Below are 19,345 nucleotides of genomic sequence, written 5' to 3'. Positions count from 1 at the left end.
TGCACATTAATTAAGTCGGTTAAAACGTTTTGCAAAGCGGCTTGTCTTGTGGGAGACGCAAGTATGCGTCTCTACATCAAAATATTTTAAACCAACTTAAGCCCCCGCAGACGATTATTTAATAATTTGATAAAATTAATTTTACTTATTAAAAAAATTTAAAAAGTGTTTGAAATTAAAAATTAGTTTTATTAAGTTTGTAACAATAATGTACAGCATGTTATTCAACGGAATTTACTTTAGCCTCATGTCGGTGAGGTTTAAAAGGTTTTGTTAATTGGTTTGATAAAAATCCTCGTTTCGGCGGGGGTTTTTTGTATAGTGACTTTTTTTATTCATCATATAACTATAAAACAGGTTCTTAGAAAATTATGGCCCGATTAAATTTATTGGAAGAGACCCGGTACGAGAAGCTGCCGGTAAGCGTTTATGGAACCCAGCAACAAGCCTCGGTAGCGGTGGCTGCCCGCATTGCCACGCTCATCCGCGACAAACAATCGCGCGGTGAAAAAGCCGTGCTCGGTTTGGCTACCGGTGTTACCCCCATCGGTGTGTATAATGAATTGGTTCGTTTACACCGTGAAGAGGGGCTGTCTTTCCAGAACGTGATCACTTTCAATCTCGATGAGTATTATCCCATGAAACCCGACGCGGCCCAAAGCTATGTCACTTTCATGTATGAGAACCTTTTCAGCCATGTAGATATCGACAAAGCCAGTGTCCATATCCCCGATGGTACTTTGGATAAAGATGATGTGGTGGCTTTCTGTTTAAACTATGAGCGCCAGATCGAAGAACTGGGTGGCCTGGATCTCCAGATCCTGGGTATCGGCCGTACCGGTCACATCGGTTTTAATGAACCGGGCTCTGCCCCTAACTCGGGTACCCGTTTGGTGACCCTGGATGATTTGACCCGCAGTGATGCCGCCCGTGATTTTGGCGGCAAGGCCAACGTGCCTACCAAAGCCATCACCATGGGTATCGGTACTATTTTTAAGGCCCGCGAAATTATCCTGATGGCCTGGAGCAAGAAAAAAGCACCGATCATCAAAAAAGCGGTGGAAGGCGAAATGTCTGGCGAAGTACCGGCTACCTACCTGCAATTGTCTGATCATGTAGAATTTGTTTTGGATGAAGCCGCGGCTTCTGAACTCACCCGTTTTGATACCCCATGGCTGGTTAAAGATTGTTCATGGGAGGATAATATATTGAAGAAGAAAGCGGTGATCTGGCTGGCGGATACCATCGGTAAACCGGTATTAAAACTGACCGAGGAAGATTACAACAATCATGGTATGGCGCAGCTGGCCGTGGAACAGGGCCCTGTGTACAACATCAACATTGATATTTTTAACCAGATCCAGCATACCATTACCGGCTGGCCGGGTGGCAAGCCGGATGCGGACGATTCGCAGCGTCCGGAGCGGGCTTTGCCTGCCAAAAAGCGCTCGATCATTTTCTCACCCCACCCGGATGATGATGTGATTTCCATGGGGGGTACATTCATCCGTTTGGTGGATCAGGGGCATGATGTGCACGTGGCTTACCAGACCTCGGGGAATACCGCCGTTTGGGATGATGATGTGTTACGTTATATGGAGTTTGCCATTGATTTTACCAACAGTATCGGTGAAGATCCTGGTCACCTGAAAAAGCTATATGAAGAGATGCGCGGCTTTTTCCCACAGAAACAGCCTAACCAGATCGATACCCAGGAGATCCGCAACGTAAAAGGTTTTATTCGCAAGACCGAGGCGATCTCGGGTGCCCGTTACGCGGGTTTGCAAGATGACCACATCCATTTTATGGCTTTGCCTTTTTACGAAACAGGCAAGACCAAGAAAAACGCCGTGGGTGAGGAAGACATTCTTTTAACCATTGAACTGTTACAAAAAGTAAAACCACAGCAGATCTTTGCTGCCGGTGATTTTGCCGATCCGAATGGTACGCACCTGGTTTGTTTCAACATTATCCTGGCTGCCCTGGCCCGCCTGAAAGGTAAAGAAGCCTGGGTGGATGATTGCTGGTTATGGATGTACCGCGGTGCATGGCACGAGTTTGAAACCTATGAAATTGAAATGGCCGTGCCGCTTTCGCCACAGGAGGTGATCCGTAAGCGCAATGCCATTTTTAAACACCAATCCCAAAAGGACCGTCCTGTTTTCCCGGGTGATGATGCCCGTGAATTCTGGGTAAGGGCTGAGGACCGTACCCGTGACACCGCCCAGCGTTATGACCGCCTCGGACTCGCTGAGTATGAAGCCATGGAGGCGTTTGTTAGATACAGGTTCTAATTTTTTAGTCCATAGACGATGGACCATAGACTTTTTTCTCATAATTATTTCAAAAAAGCCGGTGCAAGCACCGGCTTTTTTATATAAAAACGTCATTGCATGGTCTATGGATCATCGACTATGGACTTCCTCCTACAACCCTATCTTCCCGTTCACCAGTTCAATTACCTCTGCTTCGAGGGCAATAGCTTTTTGCTCAATATCATTACCTTTTGCAATAATATCAGTTACAAAATCCTTATCCTTATAGCCAGAAGCATTGATCTTTACATTCATAAAAGCGCCCAGAACGGCGGTGCGGACACAAAGGGCCGCAACACCGGCATCAGTTACTGAATTGGGGTTACCGATCTCCGCCATAGCCTTGATCACTTCCATGCTGTTCAATGCGGCCTGCATCACTTTTAATGGGATTTCAATAGCATATTTGGTAGCATCTTGTATGGCTTTATCCCTTGCCGCTTTTTCTTCGGGTGTGGATTTTGGTAAATTAAACGATTCCATGATGCGGTTAAACGCGGTGGTATCCAGATCAACCAGTCGGATCAGTTCATCTTTATAAGCCTGGGCTTTTTCGGCCCAGTTACTAAATTCTTCCCAACGATCATCCCAGCCTTTTTTATGCGAGCTGAGATTAGCCACCATCCCCGCAAGCGAAGCTCCTAAAGAACCAACATAAGCAGAGATAGAACCACCACCCGGCGCCGGGCTTTCACTCGCTGTTTCATCGGCAAAATCGATAAGACTCATGCTCACCAGTTTGCTGGCAGCTTTATCTTTCAACAGGTATTCAATAATACGCTCCTCGGGAGTAAAAGGCCCAAGCTCATCCAATCCCATTGATTTAATAGCGATCCGGATCAGTTCCTTTTCACTTACACCAACCGAGCGTTTTTGTTTCCGTAGAAAATATTTGCCAGCATCCAGCATAGCTTTCAGCGGGATCAATCCCACCAGTTCGCTGCCTGTAACCCGGATGCCACGTGCATTGGCTTTATCGCAAACCTCATCGAAGGCCTTGTGTACCGGTGTTATTTCGATATTGGTGAGGTTCATGGAGATTTGAGCGATACCATACTCCTCAATATACCAACCAATGGCTTTTACCGCTTTCAATGAGCCTGGAATATTTTGCGGTTTGCCGTTCTCGTCGTTAATTGTACGACCAGCTTCGCGCACATCAAAAGCAATAGCGTTCGCTCTGCGGGTTGACGTAGTATTCAGGTTTACATTATAAGCCACCAGGAAATCGCGCGCCCCAATTACGGTAGCACCACGTCTTACATCATTCTCTGCTGGACCAAAATCGGGCGCCCACTCCGGTAGCTTGATCTTCTTAAAAAAGCCCTCGTACTCTCCTGCCCTGATCACCGATAAATTGCTACGGTTTTTATTAGGCTGGGCCTGCTCGTACAAATAAACCGGGATCTGCAATTCCTCGCCCACACGTTTGGCCAGTTGGTGTGCATACTCCGCGGTTTCTTCCATACTGATATTGCTGATAGGTATCAGCGGACAAACATCAGTTGCCCCCATCCGCGGATGTTCGCCCTTTTGTTTGCTCATATCAATCAACTCTCCGGCCTTTTTGATAGCAAAGAAAGCTGCCTGGATCACCTTTTCAGGCTCGCCCACAAAGGTTACCACGGTGCGGTTAGTAGCCTTGCCCGGATCGACATTTAACAGGCGCACACCTTCTACAGACTCTACTTCATTGGTGATCTGTTTTATAATATCAAGATTTACACCTTCGCTAAAATTCGGAACGCATTCAATTAGTTTCTGGTTCATTGGTTTAATAGTTTATTTGTTCATTGGTTGATATCGTTCATTTGTTCACTGGTTCATTCGTTCATTAGTGACCGATCGAAAATAAAATCAGCGAAACCATAAAAATCATTATAGATCAGCGGTCCATACCTTGCCCGGTTTCAATTTTCCCTGGTGATATAGAATATCGCGGTAATCATTACAAGGATAAGCCTGCATATCGGCCAGCTTATTTTTGGCTAAAGTCCCGCGGTCATTTAATTTTAATGCTGATGCAGCCCGGAAAGTTAAACCCGCAAAAACCTCGGCAGCACATAGCTTTTCAGCAGCACCCATCACAGCGGCCTGCATCAACAGATCGCCCATTGGAGCCGAACCTGGGTTCCAGTCGCTGGCAATAGCCAGGCATGCTCCGGCATCCAGCAGTTTACGGGCGGGCGCATAAGCCATTCCTAACCCTAATGATGCACCGGGTAAAGTTACTGCTACAATATCAGATTGAGCAAGCATATTGATCTCCCGTTCTGTACTGGCCTCCAGATGATCGGCTGAGGCCGCTCTTGCTTTAATGGCCACCTCACTGCCACCTGTAGTGAACTGGTCGGCATGAACGGTTACTTCAAAACCCATTTGCTTGGCTTTGGCCAGGTAGTTCAGCGCATCGCTGGTATTAAAAGCGCTTTCTTCAATAAATATATCCACCCGGTTGGTTAACCGTTGTTGTTTAATAGCTGGTAACAGATTTTGTAAAACATGGTTCAGATAATCTTGATGTGTTCCATCAAAATCTTTGGGCAGCATATGAGCGGCTAAGCAAGTTGATATCAGGCTGGCCCGGGTTTTATCCGCCGCTGATTTGATGGCTCTTAACTGTTTTAATTCGGCATCAATACTTAAACCATAGCCACTCTTTACTTCGATGGTAGTAATTCCCTCAGCCAAATGCCGTTGTACCCGGTTTAACAGCAGATTAGTTAAAGTAGCTTCATCAGCCATCCGGGTTTGAGTAACAGAATCCCAAATACCGCCACCTGCTTTGGCTATTTCCAGGTAGGTTTTACCTGCTGTACGCAAAGCATAGTCTTTTGCACGGCTACCGGCAAAACAGATGTGGGTATGACAATCCACAAATCCAGGTAACAATACATGTTCACCTGTAATTTCCTCAATTTGTACCGATGGATTGCTCGATCTTAATTTTTCAAAATCATCAACAGCCACAATCAGTCCGTCATCAACTAATACTCCTCCATTTGGAATAATATGTAATTGCTCATCCTTCAAAGCACCTTTTAACGGCAAGCCTGTTAACGGTAATATCTGCGTAAACGGACCTATTAGTATTTTCATTTTATTAGGCTAAAAGCTTAAGGCTAAAAGCCGAAAGCCAAAAATATCTATCACGCTGAAAGCTCAATGCTTAAAGCTGAAAGCCTGGAATAGAAATAGCTTTCTGCCTTCAGCTTTCTGCCTTCAGCTTATCTACCACACCTTCAATCCAAACTTATCCGCCCATTCCTGTGCTTTATCATAACCGGCATCGGCATGACGGAAAATACCCATCGCAGGGTCATTGTGTAAAACACGTTTCAGACAGGTAGCCGCACGTTCGGTGCCATCGGCTAAAACAACCATGCCCGCATGTTGCGAATAGCCCATACCTACCCCACCGCCATGATGGAACGAGATCCAGGTGGCTCCGCCCGAAGCGTTAGCCATGAGGTTAAGCAGTGGCCAGTCTGATACCGCGTCTGAACCATCTTTCATAGATTCCGTTTCGCGATTGGGTGATGCTACCGAGCCGCAATCCAAATGATCGCGACCAATCACTATAGGACCTTTTACCTTACCGGTTTTTACCAGCTCATTAAATAGCAAACCTGCTTTTTCCCTATCACCCATGCCCAGCCAGCAAATACGTGCGGGTAAACCCTGGAACGAGATCTTTTCCTGAGCGTTTTTAAGCCATTTGATGAGCGGTTTGTCTTCGGGGAACAATTCCATCAGCGCTCTATCTGTAGTAAAGATATCTTCTGGATCGCCCGATAAGGCTACCCATCTAAACGGCCCTTTACCCTCACAAAACAGCGGACGGATATAGGCCGGCGTGAACCCGGGGAAATTAAACGCGTCAGGTTCGCCGCCTTGTTTAGCAAACTCACGCAGGTTGTTACCATAATCAAATGTAACAGCACCTTTGTCCTGTAATTCCAGCATCAGGCTTACATGGCGGGCCATACTTTTCAATGATAGCCTCTTATATTCCGCAGCATCATTTTTTCGCAGTGTGGCCGCATCTGTCAACGATAATCCATTAGGGATATAGCCGTTCAACGGGTCATGTGCCGATGTTTGATCGGTTAAAATATCCGGAATAATATGGTCTTTTAGTAAATGCTCCAGCATATCGCCGGCATCGCTTACTAAGCCTACCGAAAGCGTTTCTTTTTTGGCGATGGCCTCCTTTACCCAGGCAATGGCCTCATCATACGAGCGTGTAATCCTATCGATGTACTGTGTATCTACCCTTTTTTGAATGCGCGATACATCCACATCGGCACCTAAAAAAACACCACCTGCCATAGTCGCGGCTAATGGCTGAGCCCCACCCATACCGCCTAAACCCGCACTTACGATCAGTTTGCCGGTCAGGTCGCCGTTAAAATGCTGGTTGCCGCACTCTACAAAAGTTTCATAGGTACCTTGTAAAATACCTTGCGTACCTATATAGATCCAGCTACCTGCGGTCATCTGGCCGTACATCATCAAGCCTTTGGCGCGCAATTCGTTAAAATGCTCCCAATTGGCCCAGGCAGGTACCAGGTTGCTGTTAGCTATCAATACACGCGGCGCTTCGGGATGGCTGCGCACGATACCAACCGGCTTACCCGATTGGATCAGCAGTGAATGGTATTCGTCCAGCTCAAGCAGCAATTCAATAATCTTTCTCAATGATTCCGGGTTACGGGCCGCCTGACCAATGCCGCCGTAAACCACCAGTTCTTCTGGATTTTCGGCTACCTGGCCATCCAGGTTGTTGAGCAGCATCCGTAATGGCGCTTCTGTTTGCCAGCTTTTGGCATGCAGCTGCATACCCCGCGGCGCTTTGTACACCGGGTGTTTGGCATAGGTTTTAATAAATTCCGAACTCGTCATGATTGAGATTGATATGGTGATGAATAGCTGTTTCATTGGCAACTGCCAGCAAAGAGCCGTTAGTGATCAGTTGATGTAAGTTATGAATATCCGTAGCAAAAACACGGTCGTCCTGTATGTGGGGTACGTGCTGCCTTACCAGATCATGAATGGCTTCAATAACCGGTGTTGATTTTAATGGCCGTCTGAAATCAACCGCCTGCGCGGCATACAGCAGTTCAATAGCCTGTATATATTCCAGGTTATCAATTACGTGGTGCAGTTTGCGCCCGCTGATAGAGCCCATGGATACATGATCTTCCTGCCCTAATGAAGTAGGTACGCTGTCGGCGCTGGCGGGAAAACACAGGGTTTTATTTTCGGTGACCAGTGCCGCAGTGGTATATTGAGGAATCATCAAACCGGAATTTAATCCGGCATCCTGCGTAAGCAGCTTGGGCAAACCATAACGACCTTCACTCATAAGGTAACAGCGGCGATCGGCAATATTGCCCAGTTCGGCGGCGGCAACGGTGGCATAATCCAGCGGTAAAGCCAATGGCTGTCCATGAAAATTGCCGCCGCTAATGGTATCATCGGCATTAAAAATTACCGGGTTATCCGTTACGGAATTAAGCTCGATCTCTGTTAGCTCCTTTAGATGCAGCCAGGCATTACGTGATGCACCGTGTACTTGCGGCATACACCTTAAGGAGTATGGATCCTGCACCCTGTCGCAATTCATATGCGATGAGTTGATCTCTGATCCGGTTAATAAGGTAAATAATCTGTCGGCCACCATTTTTGTACCTTTAAAAGGGCGGATGGCATGCAAGCGTGCATCAAACGGTCGCGCTGAGCCCATCAATCCTTCCAATGACAGGGCTCCGATCAAGTCAGCTCGATTCAAGGCATCATCCAGGCGCTGCACAGCTTTTACCGCAAATGCCAGTATAAATTGTGTGCCGTTGATAAGTGCAAGGCCTTCTTTGGGGCCTAATACCAATGGCTGCAGGTTATACTTTATTAGTAAATGCCCGGCAGGCATACGTTCGTTATTCTCGTACAGTTCGCCTAAACCAATCAGGGGTAAAAACAGATGTGATAGCGGTGCCAGATCGCCAGAAGCGCCAACTGATCCTTTTTCGGGAACTACAGGGATAATATCATGATCAATATGCCAGATGATGCGCTGCAATGTTTCAGGCGCTACGCCAGAATATCCCTGCGCCAATGCCTGCACTTTGGTGATCAGCATGAGCTTAGCAATTTCCTTTGGGATAGGCTTGCCCACACCTACGCTGTGGCTTTTCAGAATATTACTTTGCAGCAAACTCGTATCAGCTTCAGATATGCGGGTATCACAAAGCGGACCAAAACCGGTATTGATACCGTAAACGGGATGTTGGGCGTGTACAATTTTTTCAACCTCGCGCCATGAAGCACGAATGGCCTTGTCGGCATCAGCGTTAATAATGCCTTTGGTTTTACCAGCGGCTATATCCAGGCAAATGCCTATAGTTAAATGATCGGTACCATAATTAAATATACTATTCATGGTGGGTTGGTTTTAGATCGGTAATTAATTTCTGACTGATGACTTCGGCCAGGTTAGCCTGGCGAAAAGCGGTTTCCAATCCGGTTATAGCCGGTAGTAATTGTTTGGCCATCTCATCGCTTTCCACCAGTTCGGTCATAGCGGCACTGATCGCATCCCACATGGGTAATATCTGTGTTAATAGCTCACGCCCGCTATCCGTGAGTGTTACCAGTTGCCTGCGGCCATCATCGGTACAGGTAGCGGATGTAACTAATTTGCGGGTTTTTAAATTGGAGATAAGCTGACTGGCGGCCGGGTGCGAAACCTCGATCTGCTCGCTCAATTCTTTGATGGACAGCGCTTCGTTTTGGGATAACAGATAAAAAACAGGGAACCAGCTGGCATCAAAATCAATACCTTCATTTTGATAGGCACGGTTAATTTCGGCCAGAAAAGCTTCGCTCAGGCGGCGTAAACGGCTGCCTAAAACCAGGTAACCCAGGCTTTGATATAAATTCATTGTGCAATTTATATAAGTGCTTATATAATTGCAAATTTTATTTTAATGGCCTTACACTGCCCTTTCCAATGGAGAGTAATAGCCCATGAAAAGGCATAATGAAAGAAAAACGCGAAAAAAGGGGCTGTCACCCTGAGCTCTGTCGAAGTGTAGAGCGCAGAGGCCTGCCCGCCATGCTTCAACGGGCAGCATGACACCCTTTTTTGAATAGCTGCCTTTTCATGGGCTATTACTCTCCAAATGGCGTCAATGCAAAGCCCTCTCCTTTGGAGAGGGCCGGGCTGAGGCTTTTATACGTGATATTCCCCTTTAAATAAGGTATTTTTACGTATAACGGAATGTGTTTAATTACCTAATTTTATTGTCACTAAACCCAACATTTTATGGCAAACACCATGCCCGATACATTAGCGGAGAACAAACGTGAAGTTGATTATATTAAGCCTTTTGAAAATATAGCGCTGGCATTCTCTGGCGGCGGCTTCCGCGCGGCTTCGTTTGCATTGGGGGTATTATCTTATCTGAATAAAGTAACATTTGATGATGATACCGATGGGCTTTTCGGCCAAACACTTTTACAGCAGGTTCGCTATCTGTCATCTGCTTCGGGCGGCACTATTACTACTACCTTGTATGCATTATACAACGCACAGGGTAAAACCTTTGGGCAATTTTATACCAAATTATCTGCCGGTCTTAACGGCGACGATCTGCTGCGACAATCGTTAGAAATATTGTCAGATAAAAAGCACTGGAAAAGCAGACCGCAAAAAACCCGCAACATTATCAATTCCTTCGCGCTTGCATACGACCAATATTTATTTGACGGCCTAACGCTGGAGTCGCTTTGCCGTGGCGTATCGCCTACAGCCCATCTCCAGGAGGTTTGTTTTAATACCACCGAATTTTATACCGGGCAATCGTTCCGGCAAAACATCAAGCTTGTCCCGGACAAGGGTAAAGATGAGCAATTTAGATATGGGAACGAGGTTATTTATGTGGATAGCGCTGTTGCCGGTAAAATAAAACTGGGTGATGTACTGGCCGCGTCATCCTGTTTCCCGGCCGGATTTGAGCCCATCATCTACCCTAACGATTTTACACACCAGCATTTAAACATTCACGAACTAAAAAACGCGCTATCCCTGGTACCGCAAACCGGCGACAAGGAAGAAGCTGAATTTATAGAGCATAAACAGTTTGGCCTCATGGACGGCGGTATTACCGATAACCAGGGCTTGCAAAGCATGATGGAAGCGGATGGCCGGCGGCTCGACAAAAAAACCAGTTTCCCTTATTTTGAACTGATGCTGGTGAATGACGTGGGCAGCCATTACATACACCCTTATGTATTACCTAAAATAAGTAAGGGTTATGAACTGAATCTTTGGGGTGTATTTTATATTACCGCTGCTATTTTACTTGCCGCCCTAACGGGGGTTTGGTATGGGATAAGCCACCACAGCACGCCATGGATAATTGCCAGCACTTTATTTATACCTATTCCCTTTATATGGGTATCCGGCGTATTATATGTAAGGCATCAGTTGTTCAGCGTATCAAAAGCGTCCGCAGGGATGAATTTAAAACGCAACTTTACCGAGCAGATCATTCACATACTGGTCAGTTATTTTTCCAAAACATCTATCAGCCTCCTCATACATATGCTCAATACCCGGGCTCAATCTGTGTTGATGCTCAATACCAGCATATTTTTAAAGCGCATCAGACAGTTGCTTTATGACAAATTTTATGGCAGCACTCAGTGGAACAACCGCGGTAAGGGTAATCACCTTTATGACCTCTCATTCTCCAATGATATTAACCGGGGCCAGGGTAACCATCAGTATATGATCACACCGTCCACCCTTAATCCCAGTGCTGATATGCAGATAGTAGCTCAAACCGCTTACAATATGGGTACCACACTATGGTTCGATAAAAAGTCGGCCGAACAGCAACATACAGAGGCCTGCCTGATAGCCTGCGGCCAGTTTACTACCTGCTATAATTTGATAGAATATATTGACAGGCTGCTGGATAAAAATACGGGGACTCCATATGATAACGAATACGAAAACCGGCTGTTAAAACTCAAAGCCCAGATGACCGCGGATTATGAACACTTTAAAACCGATCCGTTTTTCCTGTACAATACTTCGGGAACCGGTTATAAAATACCCGATTTTAAACCCATCAAAATGATCGATATCCCCTTCCCAAAAAATTGGAAGGAGAAGAGGAAACCATAAATACGGGCATACAAATTTTCCTTAAAACACAAAAGAAAACAGATGGAAAAACAATTTGAACAAATCCGCGAACAGCAAAAAGAGTCATGGAATAAATTTTCATCAGGCTGGAAAAAATGGAATGATCTTACGATGGATTTTTTAAAGCCCGTGGGTGATGAAATTATCCGATCGATCGACCCTAAAAACGGCCAGATAATTCTGGATGTGGCAGGAGGAACCGGAGAACCGGGATTAACTATTGCAGGTATGCTGAATGGTGGAAAAGTGATCATCACGGATCTGTCTCAGGATATGCTGGAAATAGCCCGCGAAAATGCTGACCAAAAAGGTATTAAAAATGTTGAATTTAAGGCTTGTGATGTTTGCGAACTTCCTTTTGCCGATGATACATTTGATGCTATAAGTTGCCGGTTTGGGTTTATGTTTTTTCCAGATATGTTGCTGGCAGCTAAAGAAATGTTCCGGGTGCTCAAACCCGGCGGAAAAATTGCCGTTTCGGTTTGGAATGTTCCGGAGAAGAATTTCTGGATTACTGCCACTATGAGCACCATTAATAAAAACATGGAACTACCTGCCCCTCCACCCGGCGCACCAGGTATGTTTCGCTGTGCCAAGGATGGTCTTATTGCCGATCTGTTTTCCCAGGCAGGATTAAAAAACATTACGCAAGAAGAGATTGCCGGAAAGCTTAATTGCTATACAACCGATACCTACTGGATCATGATGACCGAAATAGCCGCTCCAGTTGTTGCCGCATTAAGCAAAGCGGATGAGGCAACAAAAGAAAAAATAAAAAGAGAGGTTTATCTTACTGTAGATCAAAAATATCCCGAAGGAAATGTGATAATCGATTCAAGTGCCCTGGTAATTTATGGTGAGAAATAATATAAGAATGATTGTAACTGGGTCAAATTTTAATAAGTCAATTATTTTAACTTTCATTAAATCCTGATCTTATGCCAACAGATGAACCTAAAGAAGTTAACAACGGTACCGGGCAAACCGGCAAACCACTTTTTTCCAGTACCGTAACCGCCTGGATAGGAGTTATTACTTCAATAATCACCATTATACTTACCATTTACACTACTTCAAACAAAGTTCGCTTAGATCAGTTGGAGACCGATTTTAAAGACCGCTCCACAAAAGTGGAAGAATCAAAAGAACGGGTTGAGCGTTATAAATGGGTTTATAGCCTTTATAACGATTTAAATGATGTTGATAAGCGAAAAAAGAACTTCACTGTTGGTTTAATAACCCTCGCGCTAACCGATGCGGAGTCAAAAAAGCTATTTTCGGCCCTCCAAACCTCTGGCGATACTTTATTGCAGAGCGTGGGTCAAAGCGGACTAAAAGCTTTAAAAGCGATAGGTAATGAAGATATAGCGGCCCTGGTATCCAAGATTGATACGTCAAGCGCTGCAGACCGGATAAAAGCTGTTGGCGAACTGGAAAACAAGTATGCCTCATCCTCACCTGCCATAACTATGGTATTAAATTTATACAACCCGGATAATATAACAACACTTTCGCCCGATGGTATTATTAACGGACTGTATTATTTAAACCGAACCAATGTGAAAGTTTGGAATAAGCAGCAAATTAAACAGGGGCAGGATGCTGCTGTTAGAATTGCAGCTTTAAACCCTGGCAAAAACACCAGTAAGGAACTTGTCAATTTCAAATCGTTATTAACACTTGCCGCAACAGGGCAATAAGATAAGCAAACTACTCCCTCGCCTTTTTCAGCGCTCTTATCATTTCGGGATAACCCTGGCGATGCAGCATGGCTTCAATGGTATTGGCTATGCGGTTAGCGCGTGTATTTTCGGTTTTGGCGCTATTGATCCATTTAATAAAATAATCGCGATGGCCTCGTGCAAGGGTAAAAAAGAACTCACTGGCTTCGGGTTCAAAGTCAAAACACTCCTGCAGATCGGCCGGAATCTCAACCTTATAATCGTTATCGGGCTCCAAACGTACCCTAAGCATAGCACCCCGGTGTTTGTGTAGGCCTTTACATATTTCCCGTTTCAGGGCCATAATAAAGTTGCCTTCGCCCATGGGCATTAAGGCCATACCGGCAATGGGCATCTCGTCCAATTTCCCCTTTACCCTGAATGATTTTTTATTGCCAGGCTTCATTTGCTGGGCCAGATCGGCCGGAATTTCGATATAAGTCCAGCCGGTTTTTTCGCCTTGTTCTGCAAATTGCAAAATAATGGTATTAAAATCAATCATAGCGAGGTTTAAGGCAGCTTCTATTGCCAGGAATCTAAAAAAACCAGTAATATATTAAATTTATGTTAAATCAACAAAATTTCTAACATATTCTGTAACGTAAGGCATAGTGCAGATGTCTTATGGATATAAAAATTAAATAATAATAATAAATAACCTTAAACAGCAATACAATGAAAACTTTAAAATCAATATTATTAGGCTTAGCCTTATTAGTTATAGGCACTGCTGCCAAAGCAAATACCTACACCGAAGGTGAAAATTTAACTAAAAATTATGCCATCAGCACATACATAGACGCCATGACCCATGGTAAATTAAAAGGCCTGAGTGAAGTGATTGATCAGGATGCTAAATTCAGCATGTTACGCGGCAAAACCGTTTTGAACTTTAATAAAGATGAGATGATCCAATCATTAAACGCATCTAAAGGTACCGAGCAAACTTGCACTACTACCACATCAATAGTTGAAAGCAACGAAGCTATTGCCGTTATTAAAGTTGATATGCAATATGACGGCTTTACCCGCAGCAATTTTGTAACTGTATCAAATACCGGCAAAGGCTGGAAAATCACCAACGTGTACAGCGTTTTTAAATAAGAGTTTAGTTTTAGTTTAGTGTTAATATGTAAGTAGAGAGCCCCGCCCAGCGGGGCTTTTTATTTTTATTGGTTTTTATTGATTTTCTTGTAACGTATTGAAAATAAGTGTTGTCTTATAGATATAATTTAATCATTGATCAATCACCAACAACAATATGAAAACTTTAAAATCAATAGTACTCGGCCTTGCGCTACTGGTAGTAGGCAGCGCCGCCAAAGCCCTCCCTTACGGCGATGGCGATAACCTGACCAGGGCCTTTGCCATCAACACCTATGTTGATGCCATAACCCGCGGTAAATTACAAGGACTGAACGATGTGGTAGACCAAAATGCCAAGTTTAGCCTGCTGAGCGGTAAAAAGATTATCACCTTTACCCGCGACGAAATATTTCAATCATTAAGACTTAACAAAAATGTGGAGCAGGATTGTACAACCAGTACCACCATCATCCAAAGCAATTCCGATATCACCGTTGTAAAAGTTGATATGCAGTACGAAAGGTTTGTACGCAGCAATTATGTAACCATTGCCAACACGGGTAAAGGATGGAAGATCACCAGCGTGTACAGTGTTTTTAAATAGATTTGGGTTAATGTAATAGTCCAGGTAGTGAAGCCCCGCATATCGGGGCTTTTTTTATTTTACCATCGGCTGCAAAACCGATTGCCATTTATCATATCCTTTTGCATTCAAATGCAGGTAATCGCTTTTGAACAGACTGGAATCAGGTGTGGTAGTGCCGGGTTTATAAATTACATTAACCAGATTCACAAAATGACTGTTAGGTTTATCCTTAAGGTACGTTTTGATCAGCTCATTTGCCTGTGCCACCGTTGCGTAATACTTGGCCCGCACAGGGCTTGGTTTTATGGATAGATAATAGATCTCGGTTTTGGGCAATTTTTGATGCAGCAGGGGCCATAATTTAGCAAACTCCTTGGCCACAAAAGGGGCCGACTTACCAGCGGCAATATCATTTTCGCCGGCATAGATAAATATCTTGCGTGGCTGATATGGGAACAGAATATATGGGGTATAGTAGTCAACCAATTGTTCCAATGTTGAACCGCCCACACCTCGCTTAATAATGGGCTCGGTTGGAAAACGCTGCTCCAGATCGCTCCATAAACGGATGGATGAGCTGCCAATAAACAATATACCACCCGGTTTAGGGAAGCTTAAACTATCCTGATGTTTAAAGGCCCGGATCTCGTTACCAAACGGAAAACCTTGTTGTGCAGATGCTTTGCCTATAAAAACACAACCAAGCAAAAACAAAAATATTTTCAATTTCATAATGCTAAGATAAATCTAAAGTCTTGAGTCCAAAGTCTGTTTTTGTCTTTCAATTTACACTTAATATTTCCGACTATTGACTTGATAATAGTCGTTCTTCAAAAAATAAAAATGGCAATTGGTTTTCGATACCTTTTATTACCCATACCGGGCCGCCCTCTACAAACAATAAAATTTTGATGGCTTTGTTTTGCTTTTTTTCTACTTCGGCCAGTACCTGCAGACATGAGCCACAGGAGGTTACGGGTTTGGTGAGCGCAAATTCATCTGTTTGGGCGGTAACAGCCATGGCCACAACCGGATCGTCGGGGTGATTGGCGCCCCAATAAAACAGGGCCACACGCTCGGCACACAGGCCCGATGGATAAGCCACGTTTTCCTGATTGCTGCCATAAATAATTTTACCGCTTTGTAAACGCAGGGCCGCGCCTACCCGGAATTTTGAATATGGTGAATGTGAGTTCTTTAACGCTTCGGTTGCCTCCAGGCACAACTCGCGGTCGGCGGTGGGTAGTTCTTTTAATGAATCATATTCATCAAAAGCTATTTTTATTTCATGGTTGGTCATAAATTTTCGTCCCGAAAAAAGCGGGGGAAACAAGATAAGGATTTTTTAACAGGATTAAAAGATTTGACAGGATTTATTAGATTCTTCTTACCTAACTCATCCCAATAAAAACTTTTTAAACCCCTAATTTTAACAAATTTCGGCCCTAAAATGAGGCAAAAACGGTCAAAAATACCTTCAAAAACCCTCATTTTAACACTTTTTAACAAATTCCAGGGCAGTTTTGGCGTGTTTTTAAAACTTTAAAAAGTTTTAATTTATTAGTTATCAAATAACTAAACATCTAACGATTGATTTTTGGCGCCTTTATTCTCTTAAATAAACAGCCCGGCTTTCTTAAAAAAAGAAGCCGGGCCGGTGTTTATATAAAGATACGAAAAATCAGGGAGAATATAAAAGGGTGTCATGCTGCCCCGTCGAAGCATGGTGGGCAGGCCTCTTCGTTCTACCCCTCGACAGAGCTCAGGGTGACAGCTCCTTTTTCATGCGGCTTCCGTTTTTTTAGTTCCCTCCCACGGAAGGGGTGCGGCTGGTATGCGCCTAAAGGCAGAGAGGGGTTTAGCCAGCTGACGAAACCCCTTCATCCCCTTCCCGCAATGTCATTAAGTTAAGGAATTTTGCAAACCCCATCCGGGTTAAAGCTTTGTAGAAAAAAGACAGTTTCCAATTCAGTGCCGTAGGTACTGCACTCAGCTTGCATACCTACGGCATGCTGAATACTTATTTTTGCTTTCTACAAAGCTTTTACTCCTACGGAGTATCCTTAACTTAATGACATTGACCCTTCCCCAGGAAGGAATCGCACGGACCTCTGCTGCTTCTTGTCTTTGTAGTAACCACAGCGGGACGCTTACGGTAGCGAAAGACACGTGGAATGTGTCTCTACAGAAAAACTTTCACCATAAAAAAAGAGACGCATTTACATGCGCCTCTTATAAAATCATATCGTTCGGTTAAGCTTATACCGCTACCGGCAGGGCCAGGGTTTCTGCTTCTTCGGCTACCAGCGGGTTAATGCTTTCGTCGTCTTTTTCAACACGCAGGTTGTTCACGATGTGCAGCTGGCGGGTTGGCGTATTTTTACCCATAAAATATTCCAGCAGGCCTTTGATGTTGGCATCCTTCAGGATCACCGGATCCAGGCGGATATCCTTGCCAATGAACAAACCAAACTCCTCGGGCGAGATCTCACCTAAACCTTTAAAGCGGGTTATCTCGGGCTTGTTGCCCAGTTTTGCAATGGCGTTGCGGCGTTCCTCGTCGCTGTAGCAGTAAATGGTTTCTTTTTTATTGCGTACCCTGAACAATGGGGTTTGCAGTATGGATACGTGGCCGGCTTTTACCAGATCTGGAAAAAACTGCAAAAAGAAGGTCATCAGCAGCAAGCGGATGTGCATACCGTCCACATCGGCATCGGTAGCTATCACAATATTATTATAACGCAGTCCGTCGATACCGTCCTCAATATTCAGGGCATGCTGCAGCAGGTTAAATTCTTCATTTTCGTATACTACCTTTTTGGTGAGTCCGTAACAGTTTAACGGCTTACCCTTTAAGCTGAATACGGCCTGGGTCATCACATCGCGCGATTTGGTAATGGATCCGCTGGCCGAGTCACCTTCGGTGATAAACAGTGTGGTATCCTGGCGGCGTTCGTGCGTATCTTCAAAATGCAGCTTACAATCGCGCAGTTTGCGGTTATGTAACGATGCTTTTTTGGCGCGCTCATTAGCCAGCTTTTTGATGCCGGCAATATCCTTACGCTCGCGTTCCGATTGCAGGATGCGTTTTAGCAGGGCATCGGCAGCAGCCGGATTTTTATGCAGGTAGTTATCGAGTTCTTTTTTTACAAAATCATTGATGAAACCACGTACCGATGGTCCATCCGGACCAATGTTTTGCGAGCCCAGCTTGGTTTTGGTTTGCGATTCAAACACCGGCTCCTGAACCTTAATAGCGATAGCCGCCACAATAGAAGCGCGGATATCCGACGCATCATATTCTTTTTTATAAAATTCCCGGACTGTTTTCACTACGGCCTCGCGGAAAGCCGCCTGGTGTGTACCACCCTGGGTAGTATTTTGTCCGTTCACAAAGGAATAATATTCTTCGCCGTAGGCCTGTCCGTGGGTCATGGCTATCTCAATGTCTTCGCCTTTGAGGTGAATGATAGGATAGCGCAGGGTTTCCACATCGGTATTGCGGGTAAGCAGGTCATACAGGCCCCGTTCTGAAAAATATTTTTGTCCGTTAAAATTAATCGTTAAGCCCGAATTGAGGAACACATAGTTCCAGATCATGCTTTCCACAAACTCCGGTATAAAGCGGTAATGTCGGAAAATGGTATCGTCGGGTGTAAAGTTAATGGCGGTACCGTTGCGCTGGGTGGTTTCCTTTTCAGCCTCATCGCGGATCAGTTCGCCTTTGGCAAATTCGGCCAGTTTGGTGCGTCCGTCGCGGTATGATTGTACAATGAAAACATTAGATAACGCGTTAACCGCCTTTGTACCCACACCATTTAAACCTACCGATTTCTGGAAGGCCTTGCTGTCATACTTACCACCGGTGTTGATCTTGGATACGCAATCAATCACTTTACCCAGGGGTATACCACGACCATAATCACGTACGGATACTTTATGATCGCTCATGCTTACCTCAATGGTTTTGCCCGATCCCATCACAAACTCATCTATTGAGTTGTCAACGATCTCTTTGAGCAACACGTATACACCATCGTCATAAGCTGAGCCATCGCCCAGTTTACCAATGTACATGCCAGGGCGTAAACGGATATGTTCTTTCCAGTCCAGCGAACGGATACTATCTTCACTATAATTAACTGCGTCTGCCATTTATAAAGTAGATTTTTTTAAACCAGTGCAAAAAATGCACGTAGCTGCAAAAATATAGTTTAAGTATTGAACTTCGGGTTCAAAACTGTCAACTTATTAACATTTGTGGTGGACTGCCTTAAATCTCCACTATATTTGTGATTTACCGCAGAAACCCCTACCCGCCTTTGAGTTCATATCCATAACATCCCTCCCGTGGGGCTACTGTGTGGACACAAGTATGCTATAAAAGTTCGATTTTTGCGAAATGGATGAACCTATAAAT

At 44.6% G+C, this 19,345-nt stretch carries 15 protein-coding genes; 6 read left to right on the top strand and 9 right to left on the bottom strand.

All coding sequences use genetic code 11. From position 1 onward, the window contains the following. Positions 1-371: 371 nt before the first annotated feature. Positions 372-2,294 (top strand): glucosamine-6-phosphate deaminase, encoded by a 1,923-nt coding sequence (nagB, locus tag AB6735_RS12590; RefSeq protein ID WP_370996220.1) that lies wholly within the window; start codon positions 372-374, stop codon positions 2,292-2,294. 132 nt (positions 2,295-2,426) lie between these two features. Here nagB and ftcD read toward each other — a convergent pair whose 3' ends face one another. From ftcD to AB6735_RS12565, 5 genes are all read right to left on the bottom strand, one after another. Continuing rightward, complete coding sequence (gene ftcD, locus AB6735_RS12585; RefSeq protein WP_370996219.1) at positions 2,427-4,085, bottom strand: glutamate formimidoyltransferase; 1,659 nt, start codon at positions 4,083-4,085, stop codon at positions 2,427-2,429. A 108-nt stretch (positions 4,086-4,193) separates the two neighbouring features. Further along, complete coding sequence (gene hutI / locus AB6735_RS12580; protein WP_370996218.1) at positions 4,194-5,414, bottom strand: imidazolonepropionase; 1,221 nt, start codon at positions 5,412-5,414, stop codon at positions 4,194-4,196. A gap of 132 nt (positions 5,415-5,546) precedes the next feature. Further along, a complete protein-coding gene (gene hutU / locus AB6735_RS12575) occupies positions 5,547-7,220 on the bottom strand; it encodes a urocanate hydratase (protein ID WP_370996217.1) in 1,674 nt (557 codons plus the stop codon). Further along, complete coding sequence (hutH, locus tag AB6735_RS12570; RefSeq protein WP_370996216.1) at positions 7,198-8,757, bottom strand: histidine ammonia-lyase; 1,560 nt, start codon at positions 8,755-8,757, stop codon at positions 7,198-7,200. Before hutH ends, hutU begins: the two co-directional genes overlap by 23 nt. Further along, positions 8,750-9,259, bottom strand: coding sequence for a MarR family winged helix-turn-helix transcriptional regulator (locus tag AB6735_RS12565; RefSeq protein ID WP_370996215.1), 510 nt, complete (start codon positions 9,257-9,259; stop codon positions 8,750-8,752). The genes hutH and AB6735_RS12565 overlap by 8 nt, the downstream gene beginning before the upstream one ends. Before the next feature lie 383 nt (positions 9,260-9,642). Here AB6735_RS12565 and AB6735_RS12560 point away from each other — a divergent pair, with 383 nt between their 5' ends. The 3 genes from AB6735_RS12560 (at position 9,643) to AB6735_RS12550 (ending at position 13,232) form a co-directional block, all read left to right on the top strand. Next, the gene (locus AB6735_RS12560; protein WP_370996214.1) at positions 9,643-11,511 is read left to right on the top strand and encodes a patatin-like phospholipase family protein; all 1,869 of its coding nucleotides are present in this window, start codon (positions 9,643-9,645) and stop codon (positions 11,509-11,511) included. A 42-nt stretch (positions 11,512-11,553) separates the two neighbouring features. Further along, positions 11,554-12,399: a class I SAM-dependent methyltransferase gene (locus AB6735_RS12555; RefSeq protein ID WP_370996213.1), complete on the top strand. Its 846-nt coding sequence runs from the start codon at positions 11,554-11,556 to the stop codon at positions 12,397-12,399. A gap of 71 nt (positions 12,400-12,470) precedes the next feature. Next, positions 12,471-13,232, top strand: a complete 762-nt coding sequence (locus tag AB6735_RS12550) for a hypothetical protein (protein WP_370996212.1) — start codon at positions 12,471-12,473, stop codon at positions 13,230-13,232. A gap of 10 nt (positions 13,233-13,242) precedes the next feature. On the opposite strand, the gene AB6735_RS12545 is transcribed toward AB6735_RS12550, so the two are convergent. Then, positions 13,243-13,755, bottom strand: coding sequence for a YdeI/OmpD-associated family protein (locus tag AB6735_RS12545; RefSeq protein WP_370996211.1), 513 nt, complete (start codon positions 13,753-13,755; stop codon positions 13,243-13,245). 173 nt (positions 13,756-13,928) lie between these two features. Here AB6735_RS12545 and AB6735_RS12540 point away from each other — a divergent pair, with 173 nt between their 5' ends. Next, complete coding sequence (locus AB6735_RS12540) at positions 13,929-14,357, top strand: nuclear transport factor 2 family protein (RefSeq protein WP_370996210.1); 429 nt, start codon at positions 13,929-13,931, stop codon at positions 14,355-14,357. A 157-nt stretch (positions 14,358-14,514) separates the two neighbouring features. Then, the gene (locus tag AB6735_RS12535) at positions 14,515-14,943 is read left to right on the top strand and encodes a nuclear transport factor 2 family protein (RefSeq protein WP_370996209.1); all 429 of its coding nucleotides are present in this window, start codon (positions 14,515-14,517) and stop codon (positions 14,941-14,943) included. A gap of 54 nt (positions 14,944-14,997) precedes the next feature. Here AB6735_RS12535 and AB6735_RS12530 read toward each other — a convergent pair whose 3' ends face one another. From AB6735_RS12530 to AB6735_RS12520, 3 genes are all read right to left on the bottom strand, one after another. Beyond that, on the bottom strand, positions 14,998-15,657 hold the full coding sequence (locus AB6735_RS12530; RefSeq protein WP_370996208.1) for a GDSL-type esterase/lipase family protein: 660 nt from the start codon (positions 15,655-15,657) through the stop codon (positions 14,998-15,000). Positions 15,658-15,730: 73 nt separating this feature from the next. Continuing rightward, positions 15,731-16,225: a cytidine deaminase gene (locus tag AB6735_RS12525; RefSeq protein WP_370996207.1), complete on the bottom strand. Its 495-nt coding sequence runs from the start codon at positions 16,223-16,225 to the stop codon at positions 15,731-15,733. A gap of 959 nt (positions 16,226-17,184) precedes the next feature. Beyond that, on the bottom strand, positions 17,185-19,080 hold the full coding sequence (locus AB6735_RS12520; RefSeq protein ID WP_370996206.1) for a DNA topoisomerase IV subunit B: 1,896 nt from the start codon (positions 19,078-19,080) through the stop codon (positions 17,185-17,187). Positions 19,081-19,345: the final 265 nt, after the last annotated feature.

It is taken from the genome of Mucilaginibacter sp. RCC_168, assembly GCF_041355315.1.
Lineage (GTDB): Bacteria > Bacteroidota > Bacteroidia > Sphingobacteriales > Sphingobacteriaceae > Mucilaginibacter.
This window is presented reverse-complemented; position numbering and strand designations above follow the sequence as displayed.